This is a genomic window from Vibrio sp. ER1A, assembly GCF_000733315.1.
GTDB classification, from domain to species: domain Bacteria; phylum Pseudomonadota; class Gammaproteobacteria; order Enterobacterales; family Vibrionaceae; genus Vibrio; species Vibrio mediterranei.
On sequence record NZ_JPJA01000098.1, the window covers coordinates 48,706 to 68,340 of the forward strand.

16 protein-coding genes are annotated in these 19,635 nt (G+C 42.5%); 15 read left to right on the forward strand and 1 reads right to left on the reverse strand.

Translation table 11 applies throughout. The features are described 5' to 3' along the window. The first annotated feature begins 273 nt into the window (after positions 1-273). From HW45_RS27300 to HW45_RS27325, 6 genes are read left to right on the forward strand one after another with little or no spacing between them, the layout of a single operon-like run. Positions 274-1,236 (forward strand): AAA family ATPase, encoded by a 963-nt coding sequence (locus tag HW45_RS27300; RefSeq protein ID WP_051868430.1) that lies wholly within the window; start codon positions 274-276, stop codon positions 1,234-1,236. Continuing rightward, positions 1,236-2,162 carry a DUF58 domain-containing protein gene (locus HW45_RS28525; protein WP_051868432.1) on the forward strand — a complete coding sequence of 309 codons (927 nt, stop codon included), beginning with the start codon at positions 1,236-1,238 and terminating at the stop codon, positions 2,160-2,162. Before HW45_RS27300 ends, HW45_RS28525 begins: the two co-directional genes overlap by 1 nt. After that, complete coding sequence (locus tag HW45_RS27310) at positions 2,159-2,677, forward strand: DUF4381 domain-containing protein (protein ID WP_038231203.1); 519 nt, start codon at positions 2,159-2,161, stop codon at positions 2,675-2,677. Before HW45_RS28525 ends, HW45_RS27310 begins: the two co-directional genes overlap by 4 nt. Beyond that, positions 2,674-3,663: a VWA domain-containing protein gene (locus HW45_RS27315; protein WP_038231204.1), complete on the forward strand. Its 990-nt coding sequence runs from the start codon at positions 2,674-2,676 to the stop codon at positions 3,661-3,663. Before HW45_RS27310 ends, HW45_RS27315 begins: the two co-directional genes overlap by 4 nt. After that, on the forward strand, positions 3,656-5,179 hold the full coding sequence (locus HW45_RS27320; protein WP_038231206.1) for a VWA domain-containing protein: 1,524 nt from the start codon (positions 3,656-3,658) through the stop codon (positions 5,177-5,179). Before HW45_RS27315 ends, HW45_RS27320 begins: the two co-directional genes overlap by 8 nt. Next, complete coding sequence (locus tag HW45_RS27325; RefSeq protein ID WP_038231208.1) at positions 5,179-6,285, forward strand: BatD family protein; 1,107 nt, start codon at positions 5,179-5,181, stop codon at positions 6,283-6,285. The genes HW45_RS27320 and HW45_RS27325 overlap by 1 nt, the downstream gene beginning before the upstream one ends. A gap of 106 nt (positions 6,286-6,391) precedes the next feature. Here the strand turns inward: HW45_RS27325 and HW45_RS27330 are convergent, their stop codons facing one another. Further along, complete coding sequence (locus HW45_RS27330; RefSeq protein ID WP_152559728.1) at positions 6,392-7,300, reverse strand: HAD family hydrolase; 909 nt, start codon at positions 7,298-7,300, stop codon at positions 6,392-6,394. A gap of 312 nt (positions 7,301-7,612) precedes the next feature. Between HW45_RS27330 and HW45_RS27335 the strand changes: the two genes are divergently transcribed. The 9 genes from HW45_RS27335 to HW45_RS27380 all read left to right on the forward strand — a co-directional run bounded on the left by HW45_RS27335 (position 7,613) and on the right by HW45_RS27380 (position 19,437). Then, the gene (locus tag HW45_RS27335) at positions 7,613-9,190 is read left to right on the forward strand and encodes an arylsulfatase (RefSeq protein WP_038231210.1); all 1,578 of its coding nucleotides are present in this window, start codon (positions 7,613-7,615) and stop codon (positions 9,188-9,190) included. Between the two features lie 61 nt (positions 9,191-9,251). Further along, complete coding sequence (locus tag HW45_RS27340; RefSeq protein ID WP_038231212.1) at positions 9,252-10,214, forward strand: AAA family ATPase; 963 nt, start codon at positions 9,252-9,254, stop codon at positions 10,212-10,214. A 4-nt stretch (positions 10,215-10,218) separates the two neighbouring features. After that, entirely contained in the window at positions 10,219-11,151 is a 933-nt protein-coding gene (locus HW45_RS27345) for a DUF58 domain-containing protein (RefSeq protein WP_038231215.1), read from the forward strand. Next, a complete protein-coding gene (locus HW45_RS27350) occupies positions 11,151-11,672 on the forward strand; it encodes a DUF4381 domain-containing protein (protein WP_038231218.1) in 522 nt (173 codons plus the stop codon). Before HW45_RS27345 ends, HW45_RS27350 begins: the two co-directional genes overlap by 1 nt. After that, positions 11,669-12,646: a VWA domain-containing protein gene (locus tag HW45_RS27355; RefSeq protein ID WP_038231220.1), complete on the forward strand. Its 978-nt coding sequence runs from the start codon at positions 11,669-11,671 to the stop codon at positions 12,644-12,646. Before HW45_RS27350 ends, HW45_RS27355 begins: the two co-directional genes overlap by 4 nt. After that, a complete protein-coding gene (locus HW45_RS27360; RefSeq protein ID WP_038231222.1) occupies positions 12,646-14,184 on the forward strand; it encodes a VWA domain-containing protein in 1,539 nt (512 codons plus the stop codon). Before HW45_RS27355 ends, HW45_RS27360 begins: the two co-directional genes overlap by 1 nt. Further along, the gene (locus tag HW45_RS27365) at positions 14,177-15,298 is read left to right on the forward strand and encodes a BatD family protein (protein ID WP_038231224.1); all 1,122 of its coding nucleotides are present in this window, start codon (positions 14,177-14,179) and stop codon (positions 15,296-15,298) included. Before HW45_RS27360 ends, HW45_RS27365 begins: the two co-directional genes overlap by 8 nt. A gap of 34 nt (positions 15,299-15,332) precedes the next feature. Further along, on the forward strand, positions 15,333-17,780 hold the full coding sequence (locus HW45_RS27370; RefSeq protein ID WP_038231226.1) for a fused MFS/spermidine synthase: 2,448 nt from the start codon (positions 15,333-15,335) through the stop codon (positions 17,778-17,780). A gap of 490 nt (positions 17,781-18,270) precedes the next feature. Next, positions 18,271-19,437 carry a glyceraldehyde-3-phosphate dehydrogenase gene (locus HW45_RS27380; protein ID WP_038231228.1) on the forward strand — a complete coding sequence of 389 codons (1,167 nt, stop codon included), beginning with the start codon at positions 18,271-18,273 and terminating at the stop codon, positions 19,435-19,437. Positions 19,438-19,635: the final 198 nt, after the last annotated feature.

Genomic DNA, 19,635 nt, shown 5'->3' on the forward strand with positions numbered 1-19,635 from the left:
TTCACCAGTATGTGTTTGAATTTAAATTAGCATTCAGCATCTAAGCTTGAGGTGAATATTAATGATGTTTGTAGATTTGAATAATTATTAATGTTTAAAGCACTATTTATCTAAATTAAATCATGGCTAACATGTTGATTTTTAGGTCTATTGTTCTGGCTATTGTTGTGTTTTGCATGAGATTAATATTGCTAAATGCTATTTTAAATACAATTAATTTATCTCACTTTTTCAAAAGGCTAATATTTTCTCTTCAACTTATTGGAGGTAAATATGTCAGTGACAAGTATTAGCCGCGATATACAAACGTTATCTGAATCACTAACACATAAAATAATCGGTCAACAACATGTTGTTGATTCCCTCTTAATTGCACTCTTGACTGATGGCCATGTACTTTTAGAGGGGTTACCGGGTACTGCTAAAACACGTTCAGTGCGTTCATTAGCACAGAGTCTCGATCTGGATCTAAACCGTATACAATTTACCCCAGACCTTATGCCTAGCGATGTTGTGGGTTATGAATCTCTTAATGACGAAGGAATGATGTCTTTTGTCAAAGGGCCGGCGTTTACCAATATTCTGCTTGCCGATGAGATTAACCGCGCGCCTCCTAAGGTGCAATCTGCATTACTTGAAGCGATGGAAGAAAGACAAATCACTGTAGGTGGACAGAGCCATGAACTGCCTGAAATCTTCCTAGTTTTAGCGACACAAAATCCAGTTGAGCAAGAGGGCACCTATCCATTACCAGAGGCTCAGTTAGACCGTTTCTTAATGAAAATTGTTGTTGATTATCCCAAACGTGCCGATGAGCTAGCGATATTAAAGCTTGTCAAAAAAGAGCAACAAATTGTGGAAGCACTAATGCAGGTTGAGCCTTCTGTAGTGCTAGATGCTAGAAAGGCTATTCTAGACGTTTACGTCTCTGATTCTATCGAAAGTTATATTGTAGATTTGGTAATGGCAACACGCTCCCCAGACTTATATCAGACCAGCCAATTGTCCAAATGGATTCGAATTGGGGCGAGCCCCAGAGCAACAATAGCCTTAGACAAAGCGGCGCGAGCTTATGCTTTTCTCAAAAATAAAGACTATGTTGACACTGATGATGTTAGAGCGGTTGCGCATAGCGTACTCTGCCATCGTATTACTTTGAGTTTTGATGCGATGTCTGATGCCATTGATAGTAAAGCGGTAGTGGATGAGCTAATTAACGTGGTGGAAATTGTCTAATGCCTATATCTGACCCCAGAATAGTTGTAGATCGTGCCACGTTAATGGACCTCAAAAATAAAGCAAAGCGATTAACTCTTTATGCGAAGTTCAAGCCTGACGGTATCTTTTCGGGCCAAAATAGTTCCAAGTTTCGTGGACAAGGGTTGAGTTTTGAAGAACTCCGAACATATCGAACTGGTGACAATATTAAGGACATTGACTGGAAAGCGAGCATGCGAGCGAATGGTCGTGTCACCAAAGTTTTTACCCAAGAGACAGATAGACCTGCTTTAGTTCTTTGTGACCAACGTGCAAATATGTTCTTCGGTAGCCAACGTTACATGAAATCGGTTGTTGCAGCGCAACTTGCTACGCTAATCGCTTGGTTACTGCACCTTCAAGGAGATCGTGTTGGTGGAATTACCATGGGTGCCAACCAAACTTTAGTTCAATACCCATCACGAACGACATCTCAAATATTGCGTTACATATCTGATATAACGACACTAAATCAAGCTCTGCGCGACTCACCTAAAGAGAAAGCTCCTGCGTTCGTTCCGCTTCAAGAAACGTTGACGACTTATACTCCTTTGTTAGGCAGCAGTGGTACGTTAGTACTAGTTATAGATGGATTGGCGCTGACAAATCAAGAGCTTGACCAGCTTAAACGTTTGTCAATAAAGCATAACGTGATGGTCTTTCTCGTCACCGACTTGCTGGAACAGGATTACCAGTCGGCATCTGACTTGCTAATTAGTGATGGTTCAAAGCAAATAAAACTTGATAACAACGCTCAAGATATACTGCGATATCAAACTGCATCTAATGAGCACTTTGCTAAAGTTCGCCGTTCGGTTCATCACTCTGGTTTACCTTTTGGTCTGTTTAATACTGTTGATGAACCCTACCTTCAGTTAAGTCAGCTTCTAAGAGAGGGCGGATGATGTTTACATATCAGATCCCTGAACCAGAAGTCTTTGGTAATTATATGTTAAAGGGTTTTAACGGCATCATCATGCCTACGTATGTGTCGTTGACGCCAAAAACCCCAGCTGCTTGGGGCTTGATCCTATGTTTTGTAGTGATATTAGCCCTTACTATTTGGTGGCAGATTCACAAATGGCGAGCTAATGCATATCGACGAAAAGCGATATCACTGCTCCATAGGTTGCCGTTGGAGCAGGGTATTGCGCTCATTCCAAACGAATTGCGCCAGGTCGCTTCTATTGCTTATCCAAACTTACCTATAGGCACCTTAAATGGGCAAGAGTGGTACGAATTTCTAAATTCATCCGCAAAGACGACAATATTTACTAAGGCTATTCAAAAACACATTGAAGCCATCGCGTTTCAGAATCCAAGAGTTTGGACGTCGAATGTTGAACTCAACTCACAATGTTTAAGTGCCGCTATAGATTGGATTGCACACCATAGGGCAGAAAAAGGAGTCTCTTTATGACTTTATTAACACCTTGGTGGCTTCTCTTGGGATTAGTTGCACCGCTAGTCTATTTCGTGATGCCTGCGTATCGAGAAAGCGAAAGTGCTGTGCGAGTGTCATTTTTCCAGAAAGTGCTAGACACTACGAGCAAGAGTGCGCAAAAAAACAGCTGCATTCCTCTTCGATCTAAAGTACAAAAAATATCACTGTTAATTACATGGGGCTTATTGGTTTTGTGTGCGGCTCAGCCAGTGATTCTTGGGGACAAAATCACTGAACAAAAGTCTGCTCGAGACTTAATGGTTGCTTTAGATCTCTCGAAGTCTATGAATAAAATTGACTTTCCGCAGCAAGACGGGCAGCTATCATCTCGATGGGGAGCACTGCAAAAACTCATGTGGAAGTTTGGGGCAGAGCGACAAGGAGATAGGCTGGGTTTGATCGTGTTTGGCAGCGGTGCTTATTTACAAGTGCCTTTTACTCAGGAATTAGAAACGTGGACACAAGTGGTTGAAGGTTTGGAAACTGAGATTGCCGGTCCTGCGACAGCTATTGGTGATGCAATTGGCTTGAGTATACGCGCATTTGACAAATCTGATGCAAAACAAAAAGTCTTGATTTTAGTCACTGATGGTAGTGATACGTCAAGTCAGCTGCCGCCGGTTGAGGCAGCGAAAGTGGCGAAAACACGTGATATTAAAATCTATACTATTGCGATGGGCAATCCTGATACAAAGGATGAAAATGCCAAAGTTGATGTGAACACTCTACGTCAAGTTGCCGCTTTAACGGGTGGAAAAAACTATTTGGCAATGAACAAAGATGCCCTTAAATCTGTGTTGCAACAAATTAACCAAATTGAACAAAGCAAATATCAACAAAGCAGCTTTCAACCATATATCTATCTTTACCCATATCTTCTAACTAGCCTCCTTACCTATTATGCCGTGATGTGGCTTGGGTTGTCTGTTGTTGAATGGAGAACGAGGAGTTCACATGGCTGATTATTTCCGAGCATTCCACTTTTTAGCACCAGAGTATTTATGGTTGGTTCTACCACTCATTGCCTTGATCGGGTATTTATTCAAAAAGCGCCACAATAAATTATCCATATCGACGACAGCAATCGCACCACATTTGCTCTCGGAGCTAGTAGAACAACCTAATAAAAAAGAAGGATATGGGCCTATTTTGGCGGTATCAATTGTTCTATTGATTGTTATTGGCACGTTGTCTAAACCTGTTTGGCAAGTTGCAGATATCTCATCACAAGACAATCCACCACTTTACGTTGTAATGGATGAATCATCTTCAATGAATAAGGTAGATATTCCACCTAGTCGAAATCTAAAAGCACAGCTGATCGTAAAACACCTGCTACAAACTGGAATGAATCGTCCCATATCGATAATAGCAATGGCCGGTAGTAGCCATGTTTTGCTACCACCGTCATCAGATCAGGATTTATTGACACTCTATCTATCTTACTTAGCGCCAAACGTGATGCCCTTGGATGGCGGGGACTTATCCAATCTGATAGCGCGATTAAATAACACCAAAGGGCTGAAGTTAGATGAATCTCAATTGTTGTTGGTCACTGATGGCGTTTCTTCAGGAGAGCAACAGTTAACGTCTTTTATCGAAAAACATCACATAACAGCGGCGGTGCTTTATCTCAATGAACTAGGTTTGCAAACGGCAAAGAACCTAACAGTTACTTCATTTGATGGAAGAGATATGACGATAAGTGATAACTCGCTTAGAAATTACTTTCTGAATTTCCATGAAAAGAGCTCAAAAGGCAATCACTGGCAGGATGAGTCGCACTGGTTGATCATTATATTGTTAATCTTTGTAGCGTTATGGTTTCGAAAAGGATGGACATTGCAATGGACTCTTTGTCTGTTATTACTGCTTCCTCATAGTCAAACTGCTGAAGCTGGTGCGTTAGATTGGTTTATGACCAAGGACCAGCAGGGGATGGTACTAATGTATATGGGTAAATTTCAACAAGCAGAGCAATCATTCCAAGACCCTAACTGGAAAGGGGTCGCTTGCTACTATCAAGAAAATTTTAAATGTGCAGAGAAAGAATTTGCCAAAATAGGTAATGCCACAGCGATTTTCAATATGGCTAATGCAGCCGCACAGGATGGAAGATATAAAAAAGCTCATCAACTGTATTTAGCTCTGTTAGAAGTAGACCCAAATAATGTTAAAGCTCAGCAGAACCTTGACAAGGTAGATGCAATTCTACTTGAAATGAAGCTACTTAGTGAAAATCAGCATGATCAACACCCGCCACCTAAAGATGCACCACCGCCGCCTAAAGATGTTAACGATATATCGGATGGTGCTAAGCGAAAATCGCTAGGGCAAGTCCCTCATTCGACGCTTAAAGCTTCAGATGTGTTGAGGAATGAGACAGCGACAAATAAATGGTTAAGAGATATTAGTCGTGACCCTAAAGACTTTATTCGACGGAAATTTCTGAATGAATATAACCGGGAGTTGAACTGATGTACCGATTGATGTCATTACTACTATCGTTATTAGTTTCTATGCCTGCTATTTCAGCGGCAAACGTATCCGTCTCTATAGATAAGCAAAATGTTGTACCCGGTGAGCAAGTGAACCTAGAGTTTATTGCTACAACAGATCAATATTTTGTAGACAGTCCAGAGTTCTCAGTACCTTATGTGGCAGACGCAATGGTTAAGCAAGAACAAACGTCTGTTCTATCTGGCTTTTCTTATGTAGATGGGAAGAAATATACCAGTCAACGTTGGTCCATACAGGTATACCCTAATAATGAAGGAGTGTACCTTATACCATCTATAGATGTGACGCTACTCACTGCTGGAGATGGGGGGAATTCGGTAAAAACGCACCATAAAACACAACCGATGGCAATTATGGTGAATGCTCCTGCCACTATGAAGGGCAAGTCTGGCTACTTAGTTTCACCAGCGGTTACAGTAACCGATAAATGGTCACCGAATGTAGGACAAAATGAACAGTTTAAAAAAGGGGACATAATACAACGAACCGTAACAATAAAAGCAGATGATACATCTACTTTTATGATGCCAGATTTTATACCACTGGCTCCAAACGGGATAAGTATATCGATATCTGAGCCTCAACTTTCATCCAATTACACTCGAGGAGAGCATTATTCAACCCTTACTCAGAAGGTAAGCTATAGCATTGATGAGCCCGGGCACTATTCACTAGGAGGAGAAGCGTTATTTTGGTGGAACCCGAGCCAGAAAGTGAAGCAGAGTTGGACCGCGAAGCACTATTCTATTGATTCTGGTGGATTTGATTATAAACAATTGACTAAGTGGTTGATTGGTCTGTTCGGAGCATTAATCGCTAGCGTGGGCGGAGTCATTTGCGCCAAAACAAACTCGAAAAGAACACTAAGGTTAAAACGATTGTTTTTTGGACAAAATGCCACTTGGATTAATAGTTGCTATTCGAAAGCAAGTGATAAATCTTTTATGTTACTCATTGATGCTTCGAGTGATGATCAAGTTTTAAAAGATGTATTAAAAGAACAGTTTATGCGAGAAAAGCCCGTTGGGAAATGGCAAAGATTCAAAGCATATATGACGTTATAAATAGTCTGTTACTAACCCCAGTTGCTCTAAGTGACAACCGGGGTTAATGAATGCTATGTAAATATAAAATAAGTGTAATAGCTATTACAGAAGTGCTTAACCTTAATCAAAATACTACTTTCCATTCTGTACTCATATTAATCGGTTTTATAAGTCCTTTGCTTGTTAGTTTCTGCAATTCATCTGTGTGCTTGTCGTATTTATCTTCACGTTCTGGGTCGTCATGGTGTAGCCACAAAGATAAGCCGCCATGGCTAGCGGTATAATGAAGCATTTGCTGGTCTCCGTTCGAATTGCCAACAGCAATTACTGGGACTAACTCACCAAATGTACGCTGGATGAGTTCAGATTTATGTGCCCAGTTATTAATCCAAAGTGGCTGCGCAGAGCGAGTTAATACGCCAATTCCATTTTCGAAGGTTAAGTCGTGTTTAATAGAAGTCCCAAATACTCTTTCTGGTGGAATACCGTAAAGTTGTTGGCTAAGCGGCCTCAAGAAATCAACTTCATCTGCAGTGAATATAAACACTTTGAACTGGTTTTGATGTAAGTAATCTATCAGCTCCTTCATTGGTGCGTAAGTTAAATCTTGATATCCCACATCATATTTAGAGTGTTTCCATGTTTTTAGAAACTGCTCGTTGTGTTTCGTGAAGGCACTGCTCGTCATCCCGGAATAGGGAACACCAAGCAATTGTTCGACGATGCTATCTAAGCCAAAACTCTCTATATCAAATAACTGACCGTAATGAGAAAGGTCTGGTTTACCACTTGCAATCGTTGCCCAGGGCTGCCTTGTCGCGAGACTCTTATCTCTTTTAAGTTGCTCGCCTAAAGTATGAAAGACTGCTTGAAAATGAATGTAAGTAGGCTTTTCGTTCCAAAGAGTACCGTCATTATCAAAGACCGCGATGCGCTCTTCCGGTGGTCTATACTGAGCACTGGATTCATCGACTGTATCAGCAACAAAATCCATAATATGTTGCTTAAGAACGGTATCATTCCAATTAGCCAAGGATTGCTCAGCTTGCGCCAAAGGAGTTGAGATTATAATCGTAAAAAGAAGGCTTAATGTTATTTTTATTAGTTTCAAAATCAATTCCTCTTAATCACTTAACCAAGTGGAAATATTGTACAGTATGACTGAATTTACAAGTTCGTATCGATATTAATGCGTATTCTCTTCAGACAAACTCGACGTCAGAATGAATGTCTTTGTCTTGAGCTTTTTTCTAGAAATTATCAACTTCATGTCCTAGGTTTCAGTTAACTGGTGATTAAGAAATTACTCTTAAACTGGTTCTATTAGCTGAAATGGAGTTTATCTATGAAGAGAGTTATTTTGGCCGGTCTCCTTGCTACCACTATGTTGGGAGCAGCACACGCCGCTGAAAAGCCCAACATTCTTGTAATGTGGGGGGATGATATTGGTCTTTGGAATGTCAGTGCATACAGCGGTGGTCAAATGGGGTACACCACCGATGGTATTGATCGTATTGCAAATGAGGGAATAAAGTTTACGGATTACTATGGTGAGCAGTCTTGTACGGCTGGACGTTCCTCATTTATTACAGGGCAAAGCGGTCTTCGGACAGGGATGACAAAAGTAGGTATGCCAGGCTTTCCTCAAGGCCAGACAGACGATGACATTACCATTGCGGAAGCTCTAAAAAACCACGGTTACGCAACGGGTCAATTTGGTAAAAACCACTTGGGTGACCAAGACCATATGTTGCCTAATAAGCATGGTTTTGATGAGTTTTATGGCTTTCTTTACCACTTAAATGCGATGGAAGAGCCTGAGTATCCGAACTACCCTAAATCCGCTGAATTTAAAAAGAAATTTGGACCACGTGGGGTACTTCATGCGACCGCAGATGGCAAGGTTGTTGATACGGGGCCATTAACGGTCAAACGTGTTCAAACCATTGATGATGATATTACTGAGCGTGCGATGAAGTTCATGGATAAAGCGCAAGCCGATGGTAAGCCGTTCTTCGTTTGGTGGAATGCTGCGAAAATGCACTTCCGCACGCATATCAAACCTGAGTCAAAAGGACTTTCAGGAAGAGGCTTTTATAACGATGGTATGGTCGAACACTCAAATCATGTCGCTACGCTTCTTGATTATCTTGATAAAAAAGGGATAGCAGATAACACCATTGTTATCTATGGCACGGACAATGGTCCTCAAACCAATACTTGGCCTGATGGCGGTATCTCACCATACCGAGCAGAAAAAGAGACACAATATGAAGGTGCATACCGTGTTCCATTTATGATCCGCTGGACTGATGGAGGCATTAAAGGCGGTAAAGTGTTAGATGGTATGGTGGCACACCTTGATTGGATGCCAACGCTTCTTGCAGCAGCAGGTGAACCAGATATTAAAGAAAAACTCTTGAAAGGGGGTTATAAGGCCAACAACAAAGAGTTCAAAGTGCACCTAGATGGCTATAACGTGCTTCCGTATTTGCAAGGTAAAGTGGATGAATCACCACGAAAATGGTTTATCTATCATACCTCAGAAGCAGAGCCAGTTGCGGTTCGCAATGACGTGGCAGCGGGTGACCAAGAAATGTCGCTGAAATGGACGTTTGCTGAGCAGAGGGGCTATAGAAACGGTATCGAACTTTGGGCTGAACCATTCACATGGCTTCGTACACCAATGCCAGTGGATTTGAAAATGGATCCGTTTGAGCGAGCTCCCTACGACTCAACAACGTACGGCGATTGGTGGGTGAATCAACTTCCATTCATGTATTCCATGATGGCACACATGCAAGAGTATGTGATGACATTTAAGGAGTTTCCTGCCTCGCAAAAACCAGGCTCATGGTCTCTTAAAGACTTGAAAGACAATGCCTATAAGCTTGAAGCTATGGGTGAGAACAAAGACAAATAGAGCCTAACTCGATGCTCCTTGTACCTCAAGGAGCATCATCGAATAAGTCAATTGGTAGCGTATGGACACGAAAAGTACTGCATCAGAACTACAATCCCTTTCCCACTCCCTTGGTAAGCAAGTTATTGGACAACAACACGTTGTTGAGTCGATGCTTATTGGTCTTATTGCGAATGGGCACATATTACTGGAAGGCCTACCTGGCACCGCTAAAACACGCTCCGTGCGTTCTTTAGCAGAGAGTTTATCCGTCGATTTAAATCGAATTCAGTTCACTCCCGATCTCATGCCTTCGGATGTAGTAGGTTACGAGACGCTCAGTAGTAATAACCAGATGACTTTTAATTCAGGTCCTGTGTTTACCAACATTCTTCTGGCTGATGAAATCAACAGAGCACCTCCTAAAGTGCAGTCTGCGCTTCTAGAAGCTATGGAAGAAAGGCAAGTGACCATTAATGGCACTTCTCATCCACTTCCTGATATTTTTTTGGTACTGGCCACGCAAAACCCCGTCGAGCAAGAAGGTACTTATCCACTTCCAGAAGCTCAATTAGATCGGTTTTTGATGAAAGTCGTTGTCGATTACCCCACACCAGAGAATGAGCTGAAGATTTTACAATTGGTCAAGGGTGAAGAAAATCAAACAACAGCTCCATCAAAAGTCTCGCCAGAGCTGATATACAGTGCTCGTCATCAGTTAACCTCCATTCGGACCTCTGAGTCCATTGAGCACTATATTGTTGATTTGATCAACGCAACACGCGACTTGATGCTGTTCCCAGATTCTTCATTATCGAAATGGATAGACATTGGTATTAGTCCTCGAGGCTCTATTGCATTAGATAAGGCCGCTCGTGTTAAAGCGCTTCTTGAAGGGCGGGATTATGTTGAGCCAGACGATGTGTTGTCGGTAATTGATTCCGTTTTAGGGCATCGACTCATACTGACCTATGATGCTATTGCTGACGGCATTACGTCCAAAGAGGTCATTAAAGAGCTAACGCAATGGGTTTCGTTACGGTGATTGAATGATGGATGAACGTTTGCACATCACTTTGGATAGTTTGCGCCACTTAAGAAACAAAAGTAAGAAATTGAGGATTGATGAGCGTTATAGAAGTGGGGGAATGTTCTCTGGACGAGCTCAATCCAAACTCAAGGGGCAAGGGTATAACTTCGATGAGCTGCGACCGTTTCGTGTTGGAGATAATCCAAGAGATATTGATTGGAAAGCCTCGTCTCGCTCAGGTAAGCAAATTGTCAAAGTGTTCACACAAGAAACGGATAAACCGACCGTCATCCTCTGCAACCAAAATGAAGGCATGCTATTTGGTTCCAAGGTTTATACCAAGTCGGTTGTGGCGGCACATTTAGCAGCGCTACTCGGCTTTCATTTTTTAGAGCAGGGCGAACGAGTTGGCGGCATCGTAGTCGATAAGCACGGACATCAAGTAGTGCCTCCTAAGCGAGGAGTGAAATCGTTTACTCGCTATCTCGATGTCATAGTCAAATCTAACCAAGCTTTGCTTGAAGTTAACAAATCCACCGCGATTGAGAAAGCTGATGCTAATCTGCGCTTCAAACAGATAGTGAGTGACGCGACTCGGCTACTGAGTAGCAATGGAACCTTGGTGGTGATCAGCGACCTAGAAAGTATCGACCTTGCTATGCTCGATACCCTAAAACTGATCACTCATAAACACAATGTCCTCTTTTTTCTCGTGTATGACCCATTGGAGGTTGACTACAGCCAAGCGACTGACCTAGCGATCAGCGATGGTATTACCCAAGTGTCCTTATCGACGTCGAAAAAAGCAATGGAGTCATTTCGCAAAGAAAACGAAGCAAAAATAGAGCAGATCCAAAAGCTATTAAGTGGGAGTGGGCTCTCGTTTGCTATGTTGGATACGATAGACGAGCCCTATAAGCAGCTTTCAAAACTCATAACAGGGAAAGCGTGATGGTGACATTGGATGTACCTCAACCAGAGAATTTTGGAAACTATCTACTCAAATCTGAAGGATTTAACACTATTGTCTTGCCCGACGTGGTGAGTTTAGCGCCGCAAACAATAGGGGCTAAGCTGTTAGTGCTGGTTTTTGTGTTGATAACGTGCTTTGTGATTGTTCGATGTTACAAAGCTTGGAAACGAAATGCGTATCGAAGAACCGCTCTGTTTCAGCTGAAACACATTAATGATGAATCTTTGAATGGACAGCTTAACTACATCCTGAAACAGACAGCCATTAGTGCTTTTCCTAAACGCGCCAGAGGGGCTTTATATGGTGAAGCTTGGCGGCAATTCTTAAACCAAACAATGAACTCAAATAAAGCTAAGTTCACAGCGGAAATGATCCAGTTTTTAGAGCGAGAGCAGTATGCGGGAGTAATGTTGAACCCTGGTGATATAGAAATACGGCAAGAATGTCGATCGATGGCGATCCAGTGGGTTAAGCACCATCGTGAGGAGAAAAGCTCATGATGTTACTGCAACCTTGGTGGTTGATGCTGTTTTTTCTACCCGTTGCGGTGTACTACCTTATCCCTCCTTATCGCCGAAGCCGCTCCGTCATAAAAGCGCCGTTCTATGAACAGGTCATAAAGATTAATGGTGGTAAAGGCTCCAGTATCTCCAAAGTTGACAAAAGAAAGCGTCTTCAAAAATGGTCGTTGTTGTTAACCTGGGCGTTGCTCGTTCTTTGTGTTTCTGAGCCTGTGTTAGTGGGCAAGCCAACCACCGAAAAGAAATCAGGGCGAGACTTAATGGTGGCGATAGACATGTCAAAGTCAATGAACAAAAAAGACTTTGAGGTAGCCCCTAGTAAACTGGTGTCTCGGTGGGAGGGGTTACAATCCTTGATGGAAAGTTTTTCTAAGCAACGAGAAGGGGACCGGTTAGGGCTCATTGTGTTTGGTAGTGGCGCATATCTGATGGTGCCGTTTACTGACCAGCTAAACTCTTGGCGCGAAATCCTTGTTAGTATGGACGTAGAAATAGCAGGTTCTGCAACGGCGATTGGAGATGCCATAGGACTGTCTATCAAGGCATTTGAACATTCGAAAGTACAGGAAAAGGCGTTGCTTTTGGTGACCGATGGCAGTGATAACGCTAGCGTACTGCCGCCAGTAGAAGCCGCTAAAGTGGCAAAAAGTAGAGGGATAAAAATCTATTCGTTGGCTATTGGCAATGTTGAACAAAAGCAAGGCCAAGATAAAGTGGACTTTAAAACGCTGCAGTCTATCGCAAACCTGACACAAGGAAGCGCATTTAAGGCAGAGGATAACGATGCACTGTCGAATGTTTTATCTCAAATCAATAACATCGCACCAAGTCAATTTCAAATTTCTACTACACCAAACTACCTTTATTTGTATCCCTATATTTTGACCGTGGTGATGAGTTTTAACTTGTTGATGTGGGTGTATTTGATTGTTAGTGCATGGAGAAAACTATAATGGCGTTAACACTTTTTGGCACCACAATTTTCTTTCTTTCACCTGCGTTCTTGTGGTTCCTTATTCCGATAGCGCTACTGGCTTGTTATTTGTTTTGGCAGGCGCGCGTTGGAAGTGAAAAAAGTAGCGCTATTGCTCCGCATTTACTGAAGCTACTGACTGTTAAAGCTTCAAGGCGAACTTCAATTTTGACGCCCTCCTTTGTGGTCTTGGTAGTGATGCTTTTGTTGGCATTCGTACTTGCTCGACCTGTTTGGGCGCCAAAATCCTCAACGTATTATCCCAATTCGCCCCTGTTTATTGTTCTTGATGTGTCTAACAGTATGCGAAAAACGGACGTGCAGCCTTCACGTCTGGATAGAGCAAAATTGCTGCTTGAGCAGTTATTGCAATCAGGTGTCTCAAGACCTGTCAGTATTGTGGCATTTTCAGGATCTTCACATCAACTGGTGCCCTTCACAGACGATGCTAAGATGGATTTACTTTACCTGTCTTATTTGTCTCCATCAGTCATGCCATTAAACGGAGGGGATGTCGCAGCTTTGGAAAGGCTGATGTCAACAACACTGCCTGAAGACTCTGAGTCAATCGATATGCTATTTTTGACCGATGGCGGCCTAGACGATCCACAAGCGCTGAAGACTTATTTAAGTCAGAAAAAAGTGACAAGTCATGTCATCTATTTTGGCCCTCTGGGAGAGCAGGTCGCTAAGTCGCTCTCTTCCAACAGTTATGATGGAGGCTCGTCAAACTTTGACATTCTAACGCTCAGGAGTAGCTTGTTTGAACTTATAGCGAGAGGTCATTCTTCGCCAGAAGGGTTGGCGGATGAATCACACTGGCTATTGGTGTTCATTGTTGCTTTGAGCTCATTATGGTTTCGAAAAGGGTGGGCATTAAGGTTCTCGTGGTTTGTTATGGTTCCCTTTCTTTGGACACCGTATGTTGAAGCTAACATAAAAGACGTTTTTTTAACTAAAGACCAGCAGGCCATGATTTATATGTACTTGGGGGATTACAAAAGTGCAGAATCCCTTTTTGAAAATGAAGAGTGGCGAGCGGTCAGTTGTTATTACCAAGAAAAATTCCAATGTGCTGAAAAGGGCTTTGTCAATGTGGGTTCGGTGGAGAGCACTTACAATGCAGCGAACGCTTTGGCTCAGAGAGGCATATACAAGAAAGCGCAGAGCTATTATCAAGCGGTGTTAGCTATAGAGCCGAACAATAAAGAGGCTCAACATAACCTAAAAATAGTCGAGGGTATTATCAAGAAAATTGACCGCCTCAGCCAGTCTTATGATGACAGTCGCCCCCCACAACAAAATGAATCCAAGCCACCTCCTGATGAAGATGAAATTGCAAATGGCAAGAAACAGACGGTCGTAGGGGTTCGTCCCGTTTCTTCACTCAAAGCACAGGATGTGTTGGCGAATAAAGCGGCCACGGACAAATGGTTAAGAGACGTCAGCAAAGATCCTGAAGACTTTATTCGAAGAAAGTTCTTAAACGAATTTAACCGAGGAAAGTCCAGTGAATAAAGTAAAGATGCGGTTGTGCCTGTTGCTGTTCTTTTTTTCGTCGCTGGGGCAGTCAAGTACATTGGTGTTGACTCACTTAGATAACAAGGAGATGGTTGCGGTCAATCAACGGGTCGCTATGTCCGTGAGTGTACTAACGGATTCGTATTTCACGAACGGGCCTGTATATAGGCTTCCCGCAATTAACCATGCGCTTGTGTTACAGCAAGATAAAGACGTGGTATCGTCGTTCACCGATTACCAAGGTGTTAAGTACGTTAGTCAAACGTTTACTGTCGATATCTATCCAACTCACGTTGGCGTGTTGACCATCCCATCATTGAGCATCACCACTCAAGTCGAGGGCAAGGATAGTAAACTTGAAACGCAAGCTTTTACGTTAGTGGTATCACAGCCCACTGAAACCCAACAATTGGGGGACATTTTGGTGTCGGATAACGTGGATGTCAATGAGACTTGGGATGGTCAAAAGCCAAATTATAAGGTTGGCGATATTGTAACAAGAAAGATAGTCATACGTGCTGAAGAAAGTACGAGTCTCATATTTCCCGACTTTGTCCCTAATAAGAGCGCTCATTACACCATTCAAATAGGCAGTCCACAATTGCAGGATGTGAACAGTCGTAACGATAATTTTGCAGAGCTGCAGCAGACTTTAACTTACACCATCAAAGAAAGTGGTCGCTACCACTTGGGAGGAGAAATACTGAGATGGTGGAAGCCTTCCGTGCAGGAACTGGAAAGCTATCAGTTTAAGCCATTGCAAGTGGATGCTGGTTTTAGTCTAAAACAATTTCTACTGAATCACTGGGCCATCCTCATTGCCGTCACTGCTATTCTCCTTGTGGGTTATCGTTACCACAACACTGTCATTAGCATGGTAAGGAATCTCGTTCGTTATTTATTTAGTGGCGGCCTGGGATGGTTGAGTTTGTTGTATCGCCATAAAACCCGTCACACTAAGAATATTAATTTATATACGGAGGTGTGTAGTAATGATGCGCTGAGAGAGAAGGTGATAGAGCAGGCTTTCAGTGACAATCAGAGGGTTAAAATCAAAGAACGGGTGGCGTTTTTATTTAGCCGCTCTAAACTTAAAAATAGGCAACAATAACAAACAGATAATAAGTAATCAGGATGATTCTAGTATGAAGCCAATAGTAGTAGGTAGTGTATTTGCCGCTGTATCAGGTTTTTGCTCTTTAGCTTTTCAGACCCTTTGGTATAAGCAGTTGGCTTTGGTTATTGGGATTGATGTGTATGCCACGAGTATTGTCATCGGTGGTTTCTTATTAGGAGTCGGTCTTGGTTCCTTGTGTTTTTCCCGATATGTCAATCGAATTAAGAACTTAAGTCTTGGATATGCTTCTCTCGAAGTATGCGTTGCTCTGAGCGCGCTAATTGTAAGTTGTGTTTTGTATTTGGGCATCGACCCCTACCTATCTCTTGAGGACATATTGGGAGATAAGGCACTTCTGGTTTATTCATTGCTGTTGGCTTTCCCTCCTTTTTTTATGGGCGGCACTCTTTTACTGTTAATTCGTTGGTTAGAGATAGAGCTAAAGAAGACGATTGCAGGTACTTTGTATGGTATGAACATCCTAGGTGCCGTCATTGGTGCACTTAGCGCCCCGAGCATACTGATGCCATTGCTGGGAATAATTCATTCTATTTGGCTTGTTGTTGCAGTCAACTTAATGTTAGCAATGACCTCCTACTTCCTTATCACTCAGACGCATGCACCAGTCGCAGATACTTCTGCTGATAAGCAGGGGCATATTGTGTATAGAAAAACACTAATAGCACTCTATGCGACGTCAGGGTTTGTTGCTATTGGAATGGAAATCATATGGATTCAAACGGTCGTTCAATATATGAACACTCGCTCGTTTGCTTATGCCACGATATTAAGTGTTTTGCTATTAGGTTTAATGGTGGGGAACTTCACTGCTAACCGCTTAAAAATGTCGCCAGAAAAAAGTTATGCCGCATTACTAGTTGTTATGTTGAGCGCTATGATAGCCACGATTCTCCCGTATTTACTTATTAACGAGGCCGTATGGCAGACACAGTTGTCAATAAAATCTCTCATTTTTGAAACTGTTGGACAGGCAATGGCATCAAATGCCATTGCCTTTATCTTCATTGCCTTTTTCTTTGTGTTTTTTGGTGCTTTTTTCTTTGGGTGTGTTTTTGTTCTAGCGCTGAAAATTCAGAAAAATGAGCAGTCACATGCACGCTTTTCAGGTGAGTTACTCGGTTTCAATACTATCGCTGGGGTACTTGCGACCTTTGTGGTTGGATTTTGGTTGGTTCCCTTAATTGGGGCGATAAATACGGTTAAAGTCCTCAGTGGACTTATCGTATTGGTAGTGGTATGTGCTACTCGTTTTTCTCAATATCGTTTATTAGTTGTGACGACTTGTACACTCCTTATTGTCGCTACCGCTGTGCTTCCTAAGAATCGTTTATCAGAAATGCTTGTGGCAAAGGAAGGTGGAAATCTCCTGTGGTTTAAGGAAGGCATAGGAAACACTGTCGCTGTGATTGAGCAGGGTGAAGGAAAGCGCAAGTTTCGTCGTCTTTACATCCAAGGTGTATCGAATACAGGCGATGTTATGGCTTCACTTCGATACATGCGCCTTCAAAGTTACATCCCTGCCTTAGTCTCACCTCAGCCGCCAAGAAAAGCGTTGGTGATAGGCTTAGGGACAGGTATTACGGCTGGTGCGCTAACCAATATAGAGTCTTTGGAAGTAAGGCATGTATTTGAACTGTTACCAGAAGTGCGAGAAGCTACTCGTTTTTTCCAAGGAAACTACTTAGCAACAAACCAGCCGTCGGACATCGATGTATTTATTGGGGATGGGCGACACCAGTTAAGTCGGAGTGGCGCTAAATACGACCTCATTACATTGGAGCCACCACCACCCACCGCATCGGGAGTGTCTAACCTGTACTCAGATGATTTTTACAAACTGGCGAAAAAGCGTCTATCCGACTCTGGAGTGTTGGCACAGTGGTGGCCTATAGCTACACAAAGTGTTGAGGCGTCAAGGTCAATTGTCGCAACTATGCTTAACAACTTTAAATATGTCACGCTGTGGAGTACTGAGGTTCATGAAATGTTGTTGGTTGGATCCGACGAACCTCAAACCCTCTCTTTTGATCAAGCCTCAAACTTTTTCTCCTCTAACCCTAAGATTGAGGCCTCTTTGTTAGAGGTGGGTGTCAGTAGTTACGAGTCTCTTTTAGCGACCTATGTGGGAAGCCGAAAGGAGCTTGAACAGTTCGCGCACACTGATACACCGTTAATTACGGATGACTACCCATTATTGGAGTTTGACGAGTGGACAAATGAGCTTGTTATTACAGAAGTTATGCCTGAATTGATTAATTTGTTTACCATAGTGCCAACGGTCAAAAAGGAACGAGCCGCTCAGGCCAAATTGGAGCAAGATAAATTAGTGGCCTTTTATATTGCGACAATGGCGGCTTACGAAAAACAGCCCGATATCTGGTTAGAGTATATGAATTGGGTATTGAGGCAGGACCCAAATAACGAATATTTCATTTGGTTTAAACCAGATAGCTAGGAGCGCCAACGTTTGAGCATTTATAACACGATAGTGGTAGCGTTAGTGACCCTTTGGTCATGTCTATCTTCCGCAGTGCCTGATGAACAAAAGGCGACGGAACTAGAAAAAAAGACGACGCTTGAGGCGAATCGGGGCTTTTTTGAGGCATTTAATCTACCTAGAGAAAAGAACTGGGTTTATCAGCTAGCTGAGTCTGGTCAATTGCAACAAAGATGCTATTTAAATAGTCAAGACTCGTTTGAGGTTGGAGCTAGCTTAGTTTTTCAAAACATCTCAATGGAGTGTATTGAGATTAATCAAACGACTCGTGTGTTTTGGCCACAGAGGTGGGTGGAGCTCTGTAAGCACGAAAACAGTCCTTATCATCATTGCATTCTTAGGCATTTAAATTAATCCACCACTGGATGCTATGACCTGTAACGATGGTGCAGTATTTAGCTATCTCACTTCATTTCTAAACATAACCGTAACGAAAGGATTCTCGACAATGCGATATCGTTTTTACCGACTGATAGTGGTAATGGTGTGTACTTTTTCATCCTATACATGGGCCACCTCTTTCGTTGATCCTATTGATGGGAAATTTGATGTCGGTGATTATCTTGCAGAAAACGCTTATGGGTTTCTTCCTGTTCCCGTTTTGATCACTGAGCCTGCAGTTGGTTATGGCGGTGGTGTCGTAGGACTTTTTCTTCATGAATCAGCAGAGGCCAAAGAAAAACGCAAAGCGTTAGCACTAAAATCGGTTGATGGTGGAGCTAAACTTTTGACCCCTGCAATAACCTTAGTGGGCGCTATCGCTACCGATAATGGAACAAAAGCGGGCATGCTGGCTCACCGTCATACTTGGGGGAAAGACTCTATTCGTTACCAGGGCGCGTTGTTTTATGGAGATGTTTATATGAACTTTTATGCTCCTTTTTCTCAAAGTAACGCACAAGGCGTTGAATTGGAGATGCAGGGGTATGGTGTGATGCAAAAATTGCAGTTTAGAGTCAGTGACTCTCCCTTATTCATTGGTGCTGCACAGCGGCTTTTCAGCCCAACATTCAAAGTGGGTGAGCCTAATCGCGCCTCAGATATTCTTAAACGATGGGTCAATACATCTCCTTTTGTGTCGGGGCTCGGATTGAATTTAGAGTATGATACAAAGAATGCTTTTCTTTATCCAACAGAAGGGGGAGACTATACTCTTGAATATACGATGTTTAATAGCGTCGTGGGTAGTGATTATGACTTCAACCTTCTAGCCGCTAGTGGAATACACTACTTCCCTTTGGGAGATTCTTTTAATTTAGGATTTAAAGGTTTGTTTAATGAAGTATTCACTGATGAGCGTTTCTTACCGCCTCCAGCATACCCATTCATTGATTTAAGAGGGATCCCTCGTAATCGATATCAAGGTAATGTCACGGCAAGCGTCGAGGCTCAGTTAACTTGGAAAATGACACCTCGTTGGTCGTTACTTACCTTTGGAGGAGGGGGGGCGGCATCGTCATCAACCAGTGGGCTCTTTTCTGATGATATTCAATATGCTTACGGGGTTGGTTTCCGGTACCTGATGGCAAGGCGATATGGCTTGCATTCAGGGGTTGATATTGCTACCAGTAGAGATGACAATGCAATCTATTTTCAAGTAGGAACTGGGTTTTAGATGTTGAATTAAGGTCAACAATCCAAAATTGAACAGCACTCAACGATATCCGTTATTAACATGATAACAGCGCGGGTGAATATATCTAAGAGGAGTTATAGGCATCTTCAATGTTGGTTAAAAGAAATACCTATAACTGATGTTGCATAAATTCTAGCAATAATAACTGTTCTAATAAAACGTCACTTTTGCGTTATA

What these genes read in the sequence shown, in the direction of transcription:
- HW45_RS27300 (WP_051868430.1), top strand. Translation starts at nt 274, where the DNA reads ATGTCAGTGACAAGTATTAGCCGCGATATACAAACGTTATCTGAATCA.
- HW45_RS28525 (WP_051868432.1), top strand. Translation starts at nt 1,236, where the DNA reads ATGCCTATATCTGACCCCAGAATAGTTGTAGATCGTGCCACGTTAATG.
- HW45_RS27310 (WP_038231203.1), top strand. Translation starts at nt 2,159, where the DNA reads ATGATGTTTACATATCAGATCCCTGAACCAGAAGTCTTTGGTAATTAT.
- HW45_RS27315 (WP_038231204.1), top strand. Translation starts at nt 2,674, where the DNA reads ATGACTTTATTAACACCTTGGTGGCTTCTCTTGGGATTAGTTGCACCG.
- HW45_RS27320 (WP_038231206.1), top strand. Translation starts at nt 3,656, where the DNA reads ATGGCTGATTATTTCCGAGCATTCCACTTTTTAGCACCAGAGTATTTA.
- HW45_RS27325 (WP_038231208.1), top strand. Translation starts at nt 5,179, where the DNA reads ATGTACCGATTGATGTCATTACTACTATCGTTATTAGTTTCTATGCCT.
- HW45_RS27335 (WP_038231210.1), top strand. Translation starts at nt 7,613, where the DNA reads ATGAAGAGAGTTATTTTGGCCGGTCTCCTTGCTACCACTATGTTGGGA.
- HW45_RS27340 (WP_038231212.1), top strand. Translation starts at nt 9,252, where the DNA reads ATGGACACGAAAAGTACTGCATCAGAACTACAATCCCTTTCCCACTCC.
- HW45_RS27345 (WP_038231215.1), top strand. Translation starts at nt 10,219, where the DNA reads ATGATGGATGAACGTTTGCACATCACTTTGGATAGTTTGCGCCACTTA.
- HW45_RS27350 (WP_038231218.1), top strand. Translation starts at nt 11,151, where the DNA reads ATGGTGACATTGGATGTACCTCAACCAGAGAATTTTGGAAACTATCTA.
- HW45_RS27355 (WP_038231220.1), top strand. Translation starts at nt 11,669, where the DNA reads ATGATGTTACTGCAACCTTGGTGGTTGATGCTGTTTTTTCTACCCGTT.
- HW45_RS27360 (WP_038231222.1), top strand. Translation starts at nt 12,646, where the DNA reads ATGGCGTTAACACTTTTTGGCACCACAATTTTCTTTCTTTCACCTGCG.
- HW45_RS27370 (WP_038231226.1), top strand. Translation starts at nt 15,333, where the DNA reads ATGAAGCCAATAGTAGTAGGTAGTGTATTTGCCGCTGTATCAGGTTTT.
- HW45_RS27380 (WP_038231228.1), top strand. Translation starts at nt 18,271, where the DNA reads ATGCGATATCGTTTTTACCGACTGATAGTGGTAATGGTGTGTACTTTT.